The organism is Nostoc sp., from assembly GCF_036917135.1.
In the GTDB taxonomy this organism is placed as follows: domain Bacteria; phylum Cyanobacteriota; class Cyanobacteriia; order Cyanobacteriales; family Nostocaceae; genus Nostoc.
This window is the reverse complement of the sequence record NZ_JBALEA010000069.1, coordinates 235,695-255,171: the sequence shown is the minus strand read 5'-3', so window position 1 is coordinate 255,171 and position 19,477 is coordinate 235,695. Positions and strand designations below refer to the sequence as shown.

Here is a 19,477-nt window from a genome sequence, read left to right as displayed (position 1 = left end):
TTAGTTTGCTTATCGTTACATCAATTTTTGCAATTATCTATATCATTTTGCAATCTTTCTTAGTTTTTATTAGTAAATAAGATGCGTTTGCCCTGCATTCCACCCTATTTGCCAATGCCCATAATCGATGCCGCAGATTTCAAGCGCATCTTGAGCGAACTGCTCAACAATGCGTGTAAGTACACGGCTCCCTGCGGCAAGATTGTTTTGGAAGCTCGTTGTGATTTGACTGCATCCGCGGCAATAAATTCGGATGGTCAGATGATTATGCTCATTGTTAGCAACGAGGCAGAGATTCCAGATGAGTTCATTCCCAATCTGTTCCAACCGTTTTATCGGGCACCAGAGGTCGATCGATGGCAGCAAGGGGGGAATGGTCTAGGCTTAACACTGGTTGAGAAATTGGCTGAACGACTAAGCGGTAAAGTTCAAATTAGTAGCAAAGCGGGTTGGACTCAGTTTACGCTTCAACTGCCTATTGAGACTAATCTGCCTGTTGCCTTGGCTCCTAACTAAATGAGAGAAACTTATGAGGACAATCTATATGAGAGACTAAGTAAGTCGGCATAAAAATTTGTCGTTGAGATCGGGGAGGAGGCAGGATAGCGCAGCGTTAGCGAGTCTGCGAGCGTCGTCAGGAGGCAGGAGGCAGTCCCGATGAAACAAGTTTCAAAAGCCTTGCATGAAAATGCGATGTGAGACTGATCTATACTGATCTATATAGATACTCATCGAAGGAGCATTTTCAAGTCAGGAGGTAGTAGTTCGCCTTCACGGTAGTTGAGCGTAGTCGAAACTCACCAACCAGTCAGGAGAGAAGAGGGATTTAGTCTAGTTTCTCTTTCCTAACATAATTTATTTTTATTGGTCAATTTACTGAATATGTGCAAAATATTAGTCATTGAAGATGAAGTTTCATTGCGCGAAGAGATTCTTGACATTTTAGAAGCTGAAGGCTTTGAAGTCGTGCAAGCCGAAGACGGACAAACGGGGATCTCCTTGGCTCAGTCCCAGCATCCAAGACTGATTCTCTGCGATGTGATGATGTCAGGTGCAGATGGCTACGAGGTGTTATCGACATTAAGGCAGAGTCTAGATACTGCATTAGTCCCCTTTATTTTTTTGAGTGCTAAAAGCTCCCGTGAAGATATTCGTCAGGGTATGAACCTGGGTGCAGACGATTATTTGACGAAACCTTTTAGTGTTGATGAATTATTAGCAGCGATCGCCGCCCGACTCGCCAAGCAGGAAACTGCATCCCAGGTTCAGCAGAACTCTGTACTCTGGGATTCGTTGACCCACTTACCCAACAAACCGTACTTAATCGAGCAACTCAATCGGTTAATTCAACAGACACCCACAAATACAACCTCTGAGTATGCCGTGCTATTTGTTGGCTTAGATAGTTTGAAGGAGATCAACGATGCGTTTGGGCAACTGATGAGCGATCGCTTGCTGCAAACTGTAGCCACTCAACTGCGGCAGATCCTTGCGCCCGATCAGTTCCTCGCCTATTTTGGCGGTGACGAATTTATTATTATTCTAGAAAACATTTCGGATCTATCGACAGCAACCCAGCTAGCCGAGCAACTTCATCAACGGAGTCTAAAACAGGCATTCGATTTAGGCGGCTGTGAAGTATTCAGCAGCATAAGTATCGGGATTACGCACAGCCAGTTTTGCTATAGCAACGCCATCGATCTGCTCGCCGATGCTTCCCTAACAATGCATCATGCCAGAACAGCAAGCAAGAATGGATATACTGTGTTCGATCCAGCAATGCGAGTTAATCTTTCTGAGCAGTTGCAGTTAGAAACGGACTTGAGACGAGCAATTCTCGAAAGCGCATATTCGGGTAAACAGCAAGAATTTTGCTTATATTATCAACCAATCGTTCATTTGTTTACAAATCAGTTAATCGGGTTTGAAGCATTGATTCGCTGGAATCATCCTGAGAGGGGACTCATACCACCGATTCAGTTTATTCCGATCGCGGAAGCAAAGGGGCTAATTGACGAGTTAGGCTGGTGGATTCTCCAAGAAGCCTGTAATCAATTGCGAAGCTGGCAACAGCAGTTTCCTCAATACTCTGACTTGAACGTGAACGTTAATATCAGCGCGCTGCAATTGAATCAAATTGACTTTAGTCAGCATCTGGCACAAATATTGCATCACTATAATTTGTCTGGTGAGTGCTTAAAACTAGAAGTAACTGAAAGTTATCTCTTAGAAATGACAGAGGATAAAAATAACATCCTCCAATCGCTGAAATCGTTGCAAATTAAGTTATGTATTGATGACTTCGGCACAGGTTACTCCTGCTTGAGCCGTTTGCATCAGTTTCCAATTGATACGCTGAAAGTCGATCGCTCTTTTATTAGCCAGATTGATGTAGATGGGCAAAATGCCGTGATTAAAGCTATTATTGCTCTGGCTGACAGCCTGGATATTAACATCGTGGCAGAAGGAATAGAAACCTCAGTTCAACTGGAAAAATTAAAAGAATTGAACTGTAAGTTGGGACAGGGTTACTTGTTCTCTAAACCGTTGCCCAGCCAAGCAGCCACTCAACTGATCGCCGATCGGTGCGAAACTCTAAACCCTTACGGCAATTGATGTACATCAAATATAAGCGCACCTACCCAAAACTTGAGCAGGAAGTGTAGGCGATCGCCAGAAAAAGAAATTGACGATCGCAATTTTCTCTTCTTTAAATCTCTTGGAATAAAAATGATGACTGAATCCCAATAAAAGATGAACGTTCTTAAGTATGTTTTTGAGTAGTACTTTCTTCCCTGTTCCTTATTCCCCGTTAAGAGTTCCCTCTCTACGCAAATAATTTCAGGAATCAAAGCGGATTCCTATATTAATCTTCTTGCTTGGACTAGGGAAAAATCTAATCTTAAACTGAGGGATCGGCCTATTTCAAAAATAAGGATGTTTTGTGGCTGAAGAAAGGCTGCTGATTTCTATTAACATGACTGACCCTTGAGGCTGATTATCTTTCACTGAGATTCTGCCGCCATGAGCTTCGATCGCCATCTGACAAAATGCTAACCCCAAGCCAACTTGCTCAATGTTTTCCATCAGAGTACCAATTTCATACTTTTCAAAGACCCGTTGCTTCAGGTCATCAGTGATTCCAACACCCATATCAATCACTCGAATCTGGGTCGTCAACTCATCTAAATAATTGACTTGCACCGTGACTTGACTTTTAGACGGAGAAAATTTAATCGCATTTAACAATAAATTGTCTAAAACTCGACGCATCACAAGCTTATCGGCGCAAATGGGTCTTTCGAGTTCTGGGAAGTCGGCAATCATCTGAATCATTTTCTGCCCTGCGATCGCCTGCATATCGCTGATACAAGTATTAACAAGCTGACTCAGATGAATTTCCTCAAGATTCAGGATCATTTTTCCTGACTCTAGTTTTGCCATTAGCAGTAGGCTTTCGGTTAGCGATCGCAACTGTTGTTCCGCTATTTTTATGCGATTGATCCGAGTTTGATATTGATCGGGCAACTTTGCTCGATCCAGCATTTCACAGGACAGAAGAATGCTGGATAGGGGATTACGCAAATCATGCACAATCATATTTGCCATGTCCGATCGCAGTTGCAGAGAGGCTTTGAGGGCATCATACTGTTGCTTAATGCGGAGCATCGAGCCAATTCTGGCGCGTAACTCTACTGCACTTACAGGCTTACTCAGAAAATCATCGGCTCCAGCTTCGAGGCAACGAGCTAAATCTTCTTTCGCATTCAATGCAGTAACCATAACGATCGGAATATGCTTCCAATTTGGATTAGCCTTGATGCGATAGCACACCTCAATGCCATCTAACTCTGGCATCATCACATCAAGCAAAATCACATCAGGCTGACTCCTTTTTAGCCGTTCTAAGGCACTAACACCACTGGATGCATATCCCAAACGATAGCCACAATTGTACAGAATGCCGCTGATGACTTCAAAGTTGTCGGGTTCGTCATCCACTAACAGAATCGTCAGTTCTTGATTGACTATTTCAAATTCACTCATGATACTGTTGGCGAATGTAAAACATACTTGTATTTTTAAGTATTACGTAAGCTTACACCTTTATCTATAGTTGCGGCTTCTAGTTGTAACACTTTTGTCTATCGATTTGTAACACTTTTTCCAACAGTATCCACTCATCTACGAACAACCGTACAACACACCGAGCAAAGATAACTAAGTGTGGCCGACAGCCATCATTCCATTTCCTTTAAACTCTCCCCTCGCTATCAGACATATTCAGTTAGGACAACTGGAGATATTTCTTGATCACGTTGACGAGATGGATGGGACTGATGGGTTTGGTTAAATAATCATTTGCTCCAGCAGCTAAACACTGTTCTTTATCCCCGGACATAGCTAAAGCCGTTACCGCCAGGATGGGAGTGTGCTTGTCTTGCTCCTGCAATCGAATTTGGCGAATCGCTTCTAGCCCATTCATATTTGGCATTTGAATATCCATCAAAATCAAGTTGAAGGACTGCGCCTGAGTGAGATGAATCGCTTGTAAACCATTGTGGGCAACTACAATGTTAAAACCTTTCAATTCTAAATAGGCTTTTAGCGTCTCAATATTATCCAGGTTATCGTCTACCAGTAGAACGACAGGTTTCTCTGCTATATTCTTTGTTTCTCCAGGTGAGAATTGTGAAGCAATTTGGGCAACAGCAACGGTGCGATCGAGAGGCTTGTCTGAGTTGGGCGGGTTGGCGTGTTTCCAGGGAAGCACCACTGTAAATTGGCTGCCCTGATCGACAATGCTGCGAACCGTCACGGAGCCTTTGTGTAGCTCGATAATGCGTCGGACTAAGGCTAAACCTAACCCCGTACCAGCATAACGCCGAGACAAATTGCTATCGATTTGAACAAAGGGCTGAAACAGCTTGTCAATGTTTTCTGGAGCAATCCCAATGCCAGTATCGATCGCACTGAAGCTCAATGTTTGTTCTGCTGCATTGCCTTCCACTTTTAGAATGACAGTACCACCGTTGGGTGTAAACTTGACGGCATTGGTCAGCAGGTTGATCAATACCTGCCGCATAAGTCGTTCGTCTAACTCGATGTAAGTTAGATCGGGAGACAGTTCAAGGGTAAAACTAATTTGCTTTTTGAAGGCTTGCTGTTGGATAAAAGGAATTGTGCTTCGACAAAGTTGCTGAACTGAAACGGGTATCATTTGTAAATCTAGCTTGCCAGATTCGATTTTGGCTAGATCGAGAATGTCATTAATTAGCTCTAATAAATGCTGACCATTGGTTTGAATTGTGGTTAAGGCGTGGTGTTGTTGCTCGGTTAAATCGCCATAGGTTCTTTCTTGCAAGACTTCAGACAGTCCCAGGATGGAGTTCAGGGGGGTACGGAGTTCGTGGCTCATGTTTGCCAGAAATTCGTCTTTGAGGCGGGTCGCTCGCGCGAGTTCTGCATTGGCAATGGTCAGTCGTTCATTAATTTTCCGAAGTTTTTCCTCAGTCTGTTTGATTTCTGTGACATCAAAAATAATGCCAACAATATGCAACGCTTGCCCAATGTCGTCAGTTACGGTGCTGCCTTGCTCGAGCAAATATCGCTTTTGTTGAGTTGTGGGGATGTAAATGCAATATTCGACTTGAAAGGGCTGTTGATTGATGATCGCGGCTTGAATTGCTTCGATAACGCGATCGCGGTCTTCTGGTACAATCAGCGAGTTGACTGGGCAGAGAGTGCCTTGATTGGCGATATCTACCGGTTCAAGCTGGAATAACTTCGTTAAGCGATCGTTAAAAAAGACAAATGTATTATGTCGATCGGGATACAGCTTGTAGACAATTCCGGGTAGGTTTTCAGCCAGGGTGCGATAGGAAAGCTCGCTTGCTTGCAGATCGATCTCAGTTTGCTTGCGGTAGCTGATATCTCGGATTGCGGCTAGAAAGGCTTTGCGATCCTGCCAGGTAATTTCCTCAACGCGCACTTCAACTGTAGTCACCCTGCTAGTGGGATGCGGAATCTCCAGTTCAAAGGTCTTTTGGAGTGTGATGGGAATTCCCAAATCTGCACCCTGGTAGTCTGGCTTCTGGCAATTGAAAATCCGATCGGCAGCCGGATTGCTGAAAAGAATCTGTCCTTGGGAATTCAGAATTAGGATGCCATCGACTGTCTTAGAAATGATTTCTTTGAGGCGCTTTTCGCTGTTTTGCAGTTGTCGCTCAATTTGCTTGCGATCGCTAATGTCTTCCACCACCGCCAAGTCACCAATGAGTGTACCCGCAGCATTGTACAGCATCGATACTGTCAGACTGACCCATTGTAGCCGACGATCTTTGCGGATATAGCGGATTTCAGTGGTTATCGATGCCAACTCAGCGCGATGTAAATGAGCCAACTCACTTTGGGTTACTTCCAAATCTTCTAGATGAATCAAGTCTTGCCAGGACATATCCAGTAGCTCAGATTGAGTATAGCCAGTCAAATCGCAAAAGCGTTGATTGACTTGGATATAGCGTCCTGATGGATGACATTGGCTAATACCGGCGGCGGCCTGTTCAAACAAAGCCCGATAGCGTACCTCACTCTCACTCAACGCTGCTGTGCGTCGAGCAATTCTGGCTTCTAGCTCCTGGTTAAGTTCTTGTAGTGCCAGTTCTGCATGTTTGCGATCGCTCTCATCTGTGCCAATTGCTGTTACAACCCAGCAGCCATCGCTTTCGTTCCAGCGAGATGTCAGCGTATCTAAAACCCATCGAGTTGAGCCATCTTGATGATGAAAGCGATACTCAAACGTGGTTTCTATCTCTGCTTTAATCGCCGCCAGCATCGGCTCCTGGATGATTGCCCAATCTCCTGAGACAATTCCCGATAACCAGAGTTCCGCCAGAAATTCGTCTGGTTTATAGCCAAAGACTCGTTCAGATCCCCTAGAATGATACTCAGTTTCCCAAACACCATTTGGATAATATCGAAAATGCCCAATTGACGCGCCTGCACTGTTCAACACATCATTCAGTTTTGCCTCTGAAGCTTGCAGAGCCAGCTCGGCTTGTTTGCGATCTTGCATATCTTGAATTACACCAATGGAATAATTTATGTTTCCATCGGCATCACGAACTGAAGCCACCGTAACGTTGCACCAGCGCAACTCTCCGTTTTTGTGAAGCACATATTTTTCCAGCGAAAAGGAATCAATTTTGTTGGCGAAAAGCTGTTGCCAGTAGTTTAAAAATAGCTTTAAATCATCGGGTCTGGGTATGAGACTCTGGAAGTTTCGCTCAAGTATTTCTGCTGCCGTATAGCCTAATTGGTCGCAAATACGGCGATTAGCCCGCAAAAATCCACCCGCCACATCCATTTCCACAATTCCCACTGCTGCTTGCTCAAACACAGCACGGAAACGGGCTTCGCTCTGTTTCCGTGCCAGTTCTGCGCGTTTAAAGTTATCGATATCGGTAATTGTGCCGACCCAGCCTGTAATTGCTCCTGCTAGGTTTTGGATTGGCACTCCCCGCGCCAGAAACCAGTGGTATAGTCCTTGATGATGATGGACACGATATTCGATCTCAAAGAACTTGCCCGTTATGATGGCTTGTCCCCATTGCTGGAGCGTGTGATCGCGGTCATCGGGATGAATTGCTACGGCTCCATCCAATCCCATTGACTCAGCTTCACTCAGCCCCGTATAGTCATACCAACGCTGATTCAAGTAGTGAACGGCACCTGTTACGTCTGCCAACCAGACCATCTGGGGTATTGCTTCTGCCAGGTAGCGGTAGCGTTGTTCGCTCTCTTGCAGGGCTTGTTCAGAGTATTTGCGATCGCTGATGTCAGTGATGGTTCCGATATAGCCAGTTACTTTGCCAGCGATATCAGTTTCAGCGATCGCCAAACCGATCAGCCAGTACACCTTTCCATCTGGTCTCTGAAAGCGATACTCCATTAAAAAGGGAGTCTGGGACTGGGTAGCTCTCTGCCAGTTGACAAAGACCAAATGGTGGTCTTCGGGGTGCAGCGCTTGTGTCCACCCCATGCCCATTGCCTCATTGAAGGACAGTCCTGCTAGTTGACACCAGCGCGAATTAACATAGTTACATTCTCCGTTAGCATGAGTGTGGAAAATGCCAACTGGCGATAGTTCAGCCAAATTTAAATAACGCTGTTCGCTGGCTCGAAGTGCTAGCTCGTCTTGTTTGCGATCGCTAATATCTGTGAGAATACCAAACCAAATAATAGTGCCACCCTCTTCTAGAGAGGGAATAGAATTTCCGGAAATCCACTTCAAGACGCCGCTAGGAGTTCTGATGCGAAACTCGATCTCCCAAACTTCGAGTTTGGCAGTCGCTCGATCGAGCGAGGTATGGACTTCTTCGATATCTTCTGGCAAAATAATATTCCATACGATTTGCGTATCGTTAAGGATTTCCTCTGGCGTATATTCATACAAATCGACAATACCTTGGCTCATAAATATGAAGCCCTCTGATTCACCCAGCAAGCGGCGATATTTATAGACGGCTCCAGGCACCATATTACTAAGCTGACGCAGCATTTGCTCGCTTGTTTGCAGAGCCACTTCGGCTTGCTTTTGTTCGGTAATGTCCGTATTCGTGCCAAACCAGCGTAACACCCTACCCTGTTCATCTCGGATGGGAATAGCACGAGAGAGAAACCAGCGGTACTCTCCATCTCGACCGCGTAAGGGAAAGGTATCTTCCCAGATTTCGCCTGTTTCAAAGCAGCGGCTAACTTTCTTCATTACCCGATCGACATAATCGGGGTGATGTACCTGCTGCCATCCCCAGCCCTGCATTTCTGCCAGCGTGGTGCCTGTGTAGTCAAACCAGCGCTGGTTATACCATTCAATCCAGCCGTGTTCGTCGGTTATCCAGGCAAACTGAGAAATGTTGTCTGCCAAGGTACGGAACCGGGCTTCGCTTTTCCTCAGTTCTTGTTGTGCCTGGACAAGTTCGGTTACGTCCATCACGGATACGCCAACGCCGATTACTTCCCCATTGGGTAAACAAACGGGATAGTGATTGGAGATGCAGCTGCGAAATGCACCCGGCTTGATCTCACCGCTAAACTCCAGATTCAGAACTGGCACTTGGGTTTCCATAACCTGGAGCAGCATGGGAGCAAACTGAGATGCCATTTCCGGAAAAACTTCCCATAATGTGCGTTCCAAATGCTCACTTAACGGCAGGTCGTTGATTTTGGCTAATGCCTCATTGACATAGAGGTAGCGCAGTTCCCGATCGAACAGGGTTAGTCCAACTGGAGAGGCTGCAATAAATGCCTGAAGCAGAGCTTCGCTGCGCTGGCGTTCTAGCTCGGCTTGTTTGCGATCGCTAATATCGGTGAGAATGCCACACCAGACAATACTGCCATCCTCTTCCTGGGAGGGGATAGAATGTCCTAAAATCCACTTCAAGACGTTGCTAGGAGTTCGGATGCGAAACTCAATTTCCCACGGATCGAGGGTTGCTGCCGATCGGTCGCTCGAAGCACTGATCTGCTCCATATCTTCGGGTAGCACGATATCCCAGGCCATTAGCCCATTGTTGAGGATTTCCTCCGGTGTATGCTCATACAGATCGACAATGCCCTGGCTGATAAACACAAAACCATCTGCCGCATCCGCCGACCGCCGATATTTAAAAACCGCTCCAGGCACGGTATTCATGACCTGACTTAAGGTTTGTTCACTCGCTAGCAGAGCGGCTTCAACCTGTTTGCGATCGGTGATATCAATAGCTGTACCAATGATGCGATGGATATTTCCCGCTTCGCTGCGGATTGGAAATAGGTTGGTGAGCGTCCAAATTGAACCCGTTGAGAAAGGAAGATATTCTTCATAGCTAATCTTCTGACCCGATTTTAGACATAGGGCATAGTTTTGCCGGATTGCTGAACCGACCGCCTCACCAAATGCTTCCTCTGGCGTTTTACCCTGAATTTCTTCGGAGGTAACCGAGCCGTATCGCTCAGCCACAGGGTTGAATTCCAGGAAGCGAAATTCTTGATCTATGCTCACCTCAATCACAAAAATCGCTAGTTCTGCTCCTGTGTAGATGCTACGGAGAAATTCTTCCTGTTGAAGCAGTTCGGCTTCGGCTTGTTTGCGATCGCTAATATTGACGCTGATGGTAGCCAGACCAATCGGCTGATCGTTTTTGTCTCGAATATAAAGCGTATTGTAAATCATCCACAGAGCTTCACCCGTTTGGAAATGACGGAGACGAATTTCGATTTTCCCTTGTCCCTCGCGCAAAACTTGCGGAAAAAATTCATTCAGGATAAAATCTCGATCTTCGGGAAAGAAAAATTCCTCGACGGGGGTTTGACTGAATTGCTGCAAATCATCCAACCCAACCATTTCCCTGCCCGCTACATTGAGATAAAATGGCACAAAATTCATGTCGCACATGCCAATAAAATCTGGGCTGTTATCTGCCAGCGAAACAAATTTTCGCAGTTCCAGTTCAGCCTGTTTGCGTTCGGCTTCTAGCTGTGCCTTTTCGCTAATATCAATCAGAATGCCGTGCCAAATAATGCTGCCATCTGCTTGTCGGGAGGGGACGGAATGACCGGAAACCCATTTTAAGACCCCGCTAGCAGTTATGCAAAACTCTGCCATCCAAGGGGTGAGCATTGCAGCAGATTGGTCAATCAAATCCCGCACCCTCTCTCCATCCTCTGGAACGATCAGATTCCAAAGCACTTGGGAGTCGTTGAGGATTTCCTCTGGGGTGCGATCGCAAAGTTTGATAACACCTTGGCTAATAAATCGAAAACTTTTCGTTCCATCCACACAACGGCAATAGGTATAAACCACTCCAGGAACTGTATTGACCACCTGACGCAAGGTTTCTTCACTCGCTTCTAGAGCAGTTGCCATTGCTTTCCGTTCTGTGATATCTGCGATCGCTCCCACCATGCGAATCGGCTTGCCAGTTTGATCGCGAATTGCCTCTCCACGAGAACGACACCAAATATAATCACCCGAATGCTTACGTCTGCGAAATTCTACTTCATAGGGAAAATGGTCTTCTAGATGGCGTTGTAAGGTTGATTGGATAAGATCGCTATCGTCTGGATGGATATGTTCCCAAAGCACCTCATAGGCAAACTTGGAGGCGTTTTCGGCTGGGGGTGGGTAGCCTAAAATTTCCCAATAGCGATCGCTGGCAATAATGCGATCGCTGACAATATCCCAATCCCACACTCCTTCGCCGATACCTCGAATGGCGAGTTGATAGCGTTCTTTGACTGCGCTTAATTCCAGTTCCAGTTGTTTTTGCTCAGTAATATCGATGTTGACCCCAGCAAGACGGTAAATCTCTCCGGCTTCGTTGCGAATCGGAAAAGTGCGGTTCCAGATCCAGCGAATGGAGTTATCTGGACGGACAATTCGATAGCCAAGAGAGTCAACCTTTTCCCCTTGACAAGCTTGCTGGTTAAACATAACTACGCGATCGCGATCTTCTGGATGAATAAAATCGAGCCAAGCTTGAGGATTATCATAGGTTTGCTGCAACGGCGTTTGGTAAATATCTTCCCAGGCTGGGCTGGTATAAATCATCTGCTCGCCATTGAGGGATTTGAGAAAAAATACATCCTGACTGTTGTCAAAAATTTGTCGGAGTTGGGCTTCGCTTTCTCTGAGGGCAGTTTCTAGCTGCGTGCGTTCGGCTTCAAGCCGTTTTCTCTCACTAATATCAGTGACATATCCGATAATGCGATTTAAGCTGCCGTTAACATCTGCAAAAAACTGCGCTTGAGCTTCAATCCAGATGTAATGCCCAGCCTGATGTTGCCATCGATATTGCAAGCAGAGATGTTCCTGATGCTCAAAGAAATCTGCTGCTGACGTTTGCGCCCACTCCAGATCCTCTGGATGAATGCTGGCAAACCAATCGGTTGATGTCTGGGGCATTTTAGAGGAAGTATAGCCAAACACTTGATCGGTATTAATGCCCCAGGTCACATGATCACAGACAGTATCCCATTCATACAGCACTTGCCTAGTGGCTAACTGGGCAGCATGATGGCGGTTTTGCCACTCTAGTAATACGTTGATATAAGCAACTTGTCTTGCTTGGGCTTGCTTCTTGTAGGTAAAATTACGCGCCACGCATAGAAACGACATGATAGTTCCATCCATGTCATATTCTGGAACGACACGGGTTTGAAACCAGATGGAACGCGAGTGAGTGCGGAGTTGATATTCAATCGTTTCTTCTTGTCCGGTTGCTGCTATTCGCTGAGTTACGGTTTGCCACTCGGCAAAATTTTCTTGGGCAAGGGTGGCAGCGAGCAGTGGTTGACCAATCAACGCTGCTGCCGCATAGCCGAATTCAACCTCTACTGCTGCGTTGAGATAGAGGTAGTGTAAGTCTAGATCGAGCCGAAAAATCACGTCAGGGGCACGATCTAGTAATGCCTGAAAGGCTTCCCGTTGTTGCCGGAATCGGGTTGCCGTTTCGCTGTGTTGAATAGCGATCGCCACCTGAATGGCAAGTTGTTCTAAAAATGTGACCTCAGCCGGTTGCCAATCACGCGGCACAGCCGATTCACTGGCGCTAACGAGTCCCCAAAATTGGTTGTTAACGATCGCCGGCACTAGAATTTTGGCTCTAATCTGCAAATGCTCCAATAACTCAACATGGCAGGGGGTCATCTCTGCTGTATAAATATCAGAAACCACTCGCACTCGTCCTTGTCCGTATCGATCTGCCCAATCTGGAGCAAAGCAAGGATCGTAAATCGCTTCACTGACAAAGGAGCGTTGACCGGCGGCGAGGGACTCTGCCACGACCTGAAACTGCCCATTTTCCAAAAAATGATAGATCGACACGCGATCGCAGCCCAAAAACTGCCGTACTTCAGACACCGTGGCATCGAGTATTTCTGATAAACTCAGCGAAGCCCGAATCCTCGTTGAGACTGCCATCAAAAGCTGCGATCGTTCTGTCTGAAGTTTCAAAGCTGTGATTGATGCCTCATCTGGGCGATCGGGTTCTACAGGTTGCAGCAAACGGCATAAACTTTCCCAGGTCAGCAGCCCCAACAACTGCCCATTGTCGTCTAATATCGGCAAGTGCTGAATCTGGTGTTTTTGTAAGAGGCTCAGGGCAACATCAGGATTAGTTAACTCAGATTGGCGTAAGGCGATCGCTGGTGGTTCAATCACTTCTGCTAAAGTGACTCCAGCGAGCGATCGCCCACTGGCAACCAGACGTATCACCACTCGTTCGCTGAACAGTCCCACCAGTTGGTTTTCACTGACTACAGCTAAACAGCCTGTGCAGATGTTAGCGGCTATTCCCGGATCAAAGTTGCCAGAACTGGAGTTCAAAAGTGCGATCGCCTCTGTCACCAGCATATCTGGCGTAACGGTGGTGGGCAGAGGTGCGATCGTGTTTTCTAAGGCTTGCCTTAGCATAAATGAGTGGGGCAAGAACATAACCTTTCCAGCCGCAATAGTGGGATAAGAAACATCGGGTGATTCAGGGTAAAACCAGAACACCACCTAGAGATTGCTCTAACGATTAAGTCTAGTCTATTCTCCAAAAGGACTTTCTTGACTTATACTGAAAACACCTGATTGCTTGACGTTTGCTTCGGCAAAGAAAACTTTGCTTGTTAATTTTTTATCGGGTTTAAAAGTCAAGCTACAACCTGTTTTTAGTATAGGATAATTTATTTCTCAGCTTGCTTTTCTGTGAGTTTATCAGTAATTCTACGAAAACAGTATTTAGTATCTAGTAATTTCCCCATTGCTAGTAAAAACTTCCTCTTGATGCACTTAAGTAAACAAGGCAACAAAGGTAAAACCCATCAGAGATTAAGGGATTACTCTCTTTTACAAGCAATCTTCTAGGCCTAATTTTAAAGAGTAGAGTTTTAAATTCAGCTCCACTCTCATTGTTCAGGCTTTAACTATGACGGCAACCTACGATATTCGCCTCGCAATCCTTTCATTCTGCATTTCTGTCTTTGCTGCTTATACAGCACTCGACCTAGCAGGACGAATCATGGCAGCTCGTAATCTGGCACGTCTTTTTTGGCTCGCTGGAGGTGCGGCTGCAATGGGCATTGGAATTTGGTCAATGCACTTTATTGCTATGCTGGCTTACCAGCTTCCTACACCAGTTTTTTACGATCTGCCTGTGGTGCTTTCGTCCCTGATGGTGGCGATCGTCGCATCAGGAGGGGCATTGTTTATTACCAGTTACCGAGACACAACCTTCAATCTGGTCATAGGTGGAATTTTCCTGGGAAGTGGAGTTGGGGCAATGCACTACACCGGTATGGCAGCCATGAGACTTGAGGGAACGGCTCACTATAATTTGCTGTTTATTATTGCCTCGATCCTCTTTGCCCTATGTGCTTCCATCATCGCTCTCTGGCTGACATTCCGAATTAAAGGGGAAACAAATCCAATCGGCAAATTGCGAAAAATCAGTAGTAGCGTCATTATGGGGGCTGCAATCTGCGGAATGCACTATACGGCAATGAACGCTGTCTGCTTTCATCCAACGGCTAAGACATCGATCGAGAGTTCTAGCAACCTAATAGATGTATCTAGTCTGGCTACTGCAATTGGTGCTGCAACAATAGTCATTTTAATCCTGGCATTAATTGCGTCATTTATTGCCCAGCAAGTCAGTATCAAAATGGCAACGATAGAGAAAAGCGAAGAACGATTTCGCTCTCTGGTTCAAAATGTTTCTAATATCATTGCCACACTTGCAGCCAATGGACAAGTTACCTATGTCAGTCCCTCTATTAGCAACATCCTTGGATGCAGCCCAGAGGATTGGATGGCAGAAAATCTTGCAAAACTGGTGCATCCTGACGACCAATTAGTAGCTGAAAATCTCTTCGGCTATACCCTTGACAATCCAGCCCTTGATGTGACGGCAGAATTTCGTTTGCATCATGCAGATGGCAGCTGGCGAGACTTTGAGGTAATTGTCAAAAACCTTTTAGATGACCCTAATGTAGCGGGTATTGTGCTTACCTGTCGAGATATCACCGAGCGAAAACAAGCAGAAGCCGATATGCGTAAAGCACTGGAGAAAGAGCGAGAACTAAATGAATTGAAGTCGCGCTTTATCTCAATGGCATCTCACGAGTTTCGTACCCCCCTGGCGGTTGTATCGTCCTCCATTGGTATCCTAGAAGATTATGGACACCGCCTCAATCCAGCCCAAAGCCAAAAGCAGTTTCAGTATGTTCAAAAGTCGATCAATCATATCACCCAACTACTAGACGATGTGTTGATGATTAACCGAGCAGACCTTAACGGGCTGGAGTTTAAGCCAGCACCCCTCAATATCGTGCAATTTTGTCACAATTTAGTGGAGGAAATGCAGATCAGCGCCCCTGAACACATAATTAATCTGTCTATTATCGATGAGCGTAAATCAGTTAGTCGTAGCTGGTTCTATCTGACTTTGTGTTTGGCTCTGAAAATGGCGAGGCATTCGAGTCAAGCTCTCTGCGCTCCTGCGCTAATCTTTAATCCGTATGCTCCGCTCTCTAAAGATCCGCTGCTTCGATATAAAATCCGTCAGCATCAGAATCGTAATAACCTTCAACTGGATGAGAAATTACTCCAAAGAATTCTGTCTAACTTGCTAACGAATGCAGTCAAATATTCCGATCCAGGAAGCACAATCTACTTTAAATTGGTTTGGCAATCAGAAAGCATTGCTTTTCATATTCAAGATCGAGGCATTGGCATTCCCGTTGAAGACCAAGCCCTTTTATTTGAGTCGTTTCACCGCGCCAAGAATGTAGGACGCATTCCCGGTACAGGTTTAGGGCTGGCGATCGTCCGCAAATGTGTCGATATACATGGTGGTGAAATCAAGGTAGATAGTCATGTAGGAATTGGCACAACCTTCACGGTTACGCTTCCCGTGAAGCAAACCAGAAAAAGTAATGAAACTGAGAACGAATCGATCAAACACCTTGTTTTAGCAGCATAAGGAGAAATAATCGTGCAATCTACTATAAAAAAGATTCTAGTTGTGGAAGATGAACCTCAAGTTCGTGAGAATATTGTCTCAATTTTGGGGTTTGAAGGATTTTATCGAACTGCGGCTGAGAATGGCTTGATTGGCTTACAAAAAGCAAAAGAAGAGATGCCGGATTTGATTATTTGCGATGTTATGATGCCTGAATTGAATGGCTATGAGTTTATCGAATTGCTCCGTCAAGACCCGCAAATGGCAAGCATTCCCGTCATTTTTCTCACCGCCAAAGCCGATAGAACTGATGTCCGACAGGGAATGGAATTGGGTGTGGATGACTATCTAACCAAACCCTTCACTCCCGCTGAACTCCGGCGAGCAATTGAGGTTCAGTTCAAAAAGCAAACGATCATTGCTCAAAAGAATCAGGTGAAATTTCAGCAGCTTTGCAACACGATTACAGTGTCATTACCCCATGAACTGCATACGCCCTTGCAAAGTATTATTGCATTACCACAGTTATTAATGGAAGAATGGGACTCTACATCGGATACTGATAAATTAGAAATGATAGAGGCAGTTTATACATCCGGCAAGCAGCTTTATGGCTTGACCCAAAACTTTTTGCTCTATGCCAAACTGGAAGTCATTCTATCCGATACAGAAAAAGTTACTAGTTTCCGAGAACATGTTCCTCATACCTTTCTCAAAATGATGGTTGAAGAGACTGCATATCAGGAAGCCGAGAATGCACAGCGAACATTAGATTTAGAGATCGATCTACAAGATGAAGCTGTACAAATTTCATCCGCCAGTCTAAAGAAAGTTATCAAAGAATTGATTAATAATGCCTTCAAATTTTCTCAATCTGGTTCAAAAGTCAGTGTCATTGGCGTTTCGAGCGATAACGTTTATTCGCTCTATGCGATCGATCACGGTCGTGGCATGACCTCTGAGCAAATTGTGAATATAGGTGCTTATACACAGTTTAATCATAAGTTGTATGAACAGAATGGTACTGGGTTGGGGCTAATTACTTCTAAGCGCTTAATTGAATTGTATGGAGGAGAGTTCACCATCGAGAGTATACCTGGCGAACAGACTATTGTTCGGATTGCATTGCCGATGCCAGTCACTTCTCAAGATGATGAGCCAGATGCGAATTGAATCACATTCAAGGAGTTGAGAAGAGGCTTCAAGATGCTAAATTTACTTCATCCCCTTTTGAATTCAAACGGCTTTATTCCACATGGACATTGCTATCTCTGGAAACCAGCATTGGTCTGGCTGCATATACTTTCTGATAGTGTAATTGCATTGTCCTACTTCTCTATTCCCTGCTTGCTTGTCTACTTTGTCTCTAAACGACGTGACATTCCGTTTAACTGGATATTTCTGATGTTTGGTGCTTTTATTATTGCCTGTGGCACCGGACACGTGATAGATATCTGGACATTATGGTATCCGACTTACTGGTTGTCAGGTGTAGTCAAAGCCTTAACAGCCCTTATTTCAATGTATACAGCTTTGGAACTCATTCCTCTGATTCCTAAGGCGCTAGCGTTACCTAGTCCGGCTCAGTTAGAAGCAGCAAACCAAGATCTGGAACAAGCTCTCAAACAGTTGCAGCAGGCACAATCTCAACTGATTCAAACTGAGATTAAACTAGCTAAAGCTGAGATATTGCAGCAAAGCGAAGAGCGATTTCGCTCGTTGCTACAAAATGCATCGAATATCATCGCCACCTTAGAATCAGGTGGACGGGTCGTTTATGTTAGCCCTTCTTTGACGCATATTCTAGGACATCAGCCAGAAAGTTGGATTGCGAAAAATCTTCCTGAGTTAGTGCATCCAGAAGATGGACTTTATGCAGAAGCTCTGCTCAGTCGAGCCTTTGAGAATCCATCCCAAAAAACAATAGTAGAATTTCGTTTGCATCATGCGGATGGTTCCTGGCATGATTTTGAGGCGATCGCTAAAAACCTCCTAGATGAGCCAAATGTAGCGGGCATTGTGATCACCTGTCGAGATGTCACCGAGCGAAAACAAGCAGAAGCTGATGTCCGTAAAGCATTGGAGAAAGAACGAGAACTAAATGAATTAAAGTCGCGCTTTATCTCAATGGCATCTCACGAGTTTCGTACCCCTCTGGCGGTCGTGTCTTCTTCTATTGGTATCCTAGAAGATTATGGAGATCGCCTCAATGCAGCCCAAAGCCAAAAGCAGTTTCAGCATGTCCAAAAGTCGATCAATCATATCACCCAACTACTAGACGATGTGTTGATGATTAACCGAGTAGAAGCTGGGAAACTGGAATTCATGCCAACTCCAATCAATGTCATGCAGTTTTGCCATAGTCTAGTGGAAGAAATACAACTGAGTGCCCCTTGCCATCAGATTACGCTGTTTATTACCGATGAACGGGACGCAGGCAGCAAAAGTTATGCTCAACTCGACAAGAAGTTACTCCACTCTATTTTGACTAACTTGTTGTCGAATGCTCTCAAGTATTCGTTTGCAGGAAGCATAATTGACTTCAACCTGATTTGTCAAAATGAAAAGACGATCTTTAAAATTCAAGATAAAGGTATTGGGATTCCCGATGACGATCAAGACCACTTGTTTAAGCCCTTTCATCGGGCTAAGAATGTAGGGAATATTGCCGGAACAGGGTTAGGGCTTTCGATCGTCAAGAGATGTATTGACCTGCATGGTGGTGAAATACAGGTACATAGTCAAGTAAATATGGGTACAACCTTCACTGTTACAATCTCCACAAATCAAATGGAACTCATAGCTGGCAAACCGCTACTCCCGCCGTTACTGTGCTCACATTTAGGGCTAGCTGTTCCACTACCATCAAAACCTACGAAATAACTCTCTTGAGCTTAAGTAGGTGGGCGGGAAAATTTACAACTATGTAACGAAAGTTTAACCAGAGCTATTAGAGTCAAATTTAATACGTTCTGTAGTGTAGTTGCCTTTTTCTCCCTGTCCTGATAACCACGGCTAACTGTTATTTCTTTCCACAAACTCCAAATGTGTAATCGCCCTGCTACATAGCGCCAATCAGGTTCTTCAGGACTACATATGCTTCATCTAGTGCAACCCCTTCTACCAAGTCAGTATAGTGTTTGAAAAGTTCCTATTGGTGTAGCAAAATATTTCAGATCCCCCTAAATCTCGCGATAAATTGGGGGACTTTGATTCTAGTTCCCCCCTTAAAAGCTATGCATTATAAACATCTTTCTTAACAGAAAATTGGACAAAAGCCAGAGATTGTGTATTATCTATACGAAGACCTGGAAGCATCGCAAAGTCAGCAAATGGAACAATAGATCACACAGGAACCATCGGTGAGAGCTTAGGATAAAGTGTCTTTTGTCAATCAGTTAAAATACTCAAAACATCTTAAATAAGAATGATAATCGTGTTGAGGGTAGGGGGAGGAGGTGAGCGTCGCTCACCTCCTCCCCCTATAT

General features: G+C 45.1%; 7 protein-coding genes. 5 read left to right on the top strand and 2 right to left on the bottom strand.

Features of this window, described 5'->3' with window-relative positions:
• Positions 1–114 precede the first annotated feature (114 nt).
• Both V7K50_RS21445 and V7K50_RS21440 read left to right on the top strand, forming a co-directional pair.
• Positions 115–516 (top strand): sensor histidine kinase, encoded by a 402-nt coding sequence (locus tag V7K50_RS21445; protein ID WP_334963489.1) that lies wholly within the window; start codon positions 115–117, stop codon positions 514–516.
• Between the two features lie 366 nt (positions 517–882).
• Positions 883–2,616, top strand: coding sequence for an EAL domain-containing response regulator (locus V7K50_RS21440; protein ID WP_334963487.1), 1,734 nt, complete (start codon positions 883–885; stop codon positions 2,614–2,616).
• Between the two features lie 309 nt (positions 2,617–2,925).
• Here V7K50_RS21440 and V7K50_RS21435 read toward each other — a convergent pair whose 3' ends face one another.
• Together V7K50_RS21435 and V7K50_RS21430 are read right to left on the bottom strand one after the other, a co-directional pair.
• Positions 2,926–4,047: a hybrid sensor histidine kinase/response regulator gene (locus V7K50_RS21435; protein WP_334963485.1), complete on the bottom strand. Its 1,122-nt coding sequence runs from the start codon at positions 4,045–4,047 to the stop codon at positions 2,926–2,928.
• Positions 4,048–4,288: 241 nt separating this feature from the next.
• On the bottom strand, positions 4,289–13,543 hold the full coding sequence (locus V7K50_RS21430) for a PAS domain S-box protein (RefSeq protein WP_334963483.1): 9,255 nt from the start codon (positions 13,541–13,543) through the stop codon (positions 4,289–4,291).
• 412 nt (positions 13,544–13,955) lie between these two features.
• Here V7K50_RS21430 and V7K50_RS21425 point away from each other — a divergent pair, with 412 nt between their 5' ends.
• Genes V7K50_RS21425 through V7K50_RS21415 form a run of 3 tightly spaced genes read left to right on the top strand, consistent with a single transcriptional unit; the run spans position 13,956 to position 18,872 of the window.
• Positions 13,956–16,010 (top strand): sensor histidine kinase, encoded by a 2,055-nt coding sequence (locus V7K50_RS21425; protein WP_334963481.1) that lies wholly within the window; start codon positions 13,956–13,958, stop codon positions 16,008–16,010.
• Positions 16,011–16,022: 12 nt separating this feature from the next.
• Positions 16,023–17,162: a hybrid sensor histidine kinase/response regulator gene (locus tag V7K50_RS21420; protein WP_334963479.1), complete on the top strand. Its 1,140-nt coding sequence runs from the start codon at positions 16,023–16,025 to the stop codon at positions 17,160–17,162.
• A gap of 33 nt (positions 17,163–17,195) precedes the next feature.
• Positions 17,196–18,872: a sensor histidine kinase gene (locus V7K50_RS21415; RefSeq protein ID WP_334963477.1), complete on the top strand. Its 1,677-nt coding sequence runs from the start codon at positions 17,196–17,198 to the stop codon at positions 18,870–18,872.
• Positions 18,873–19,477: the final 605 nt, after the last annotated feature.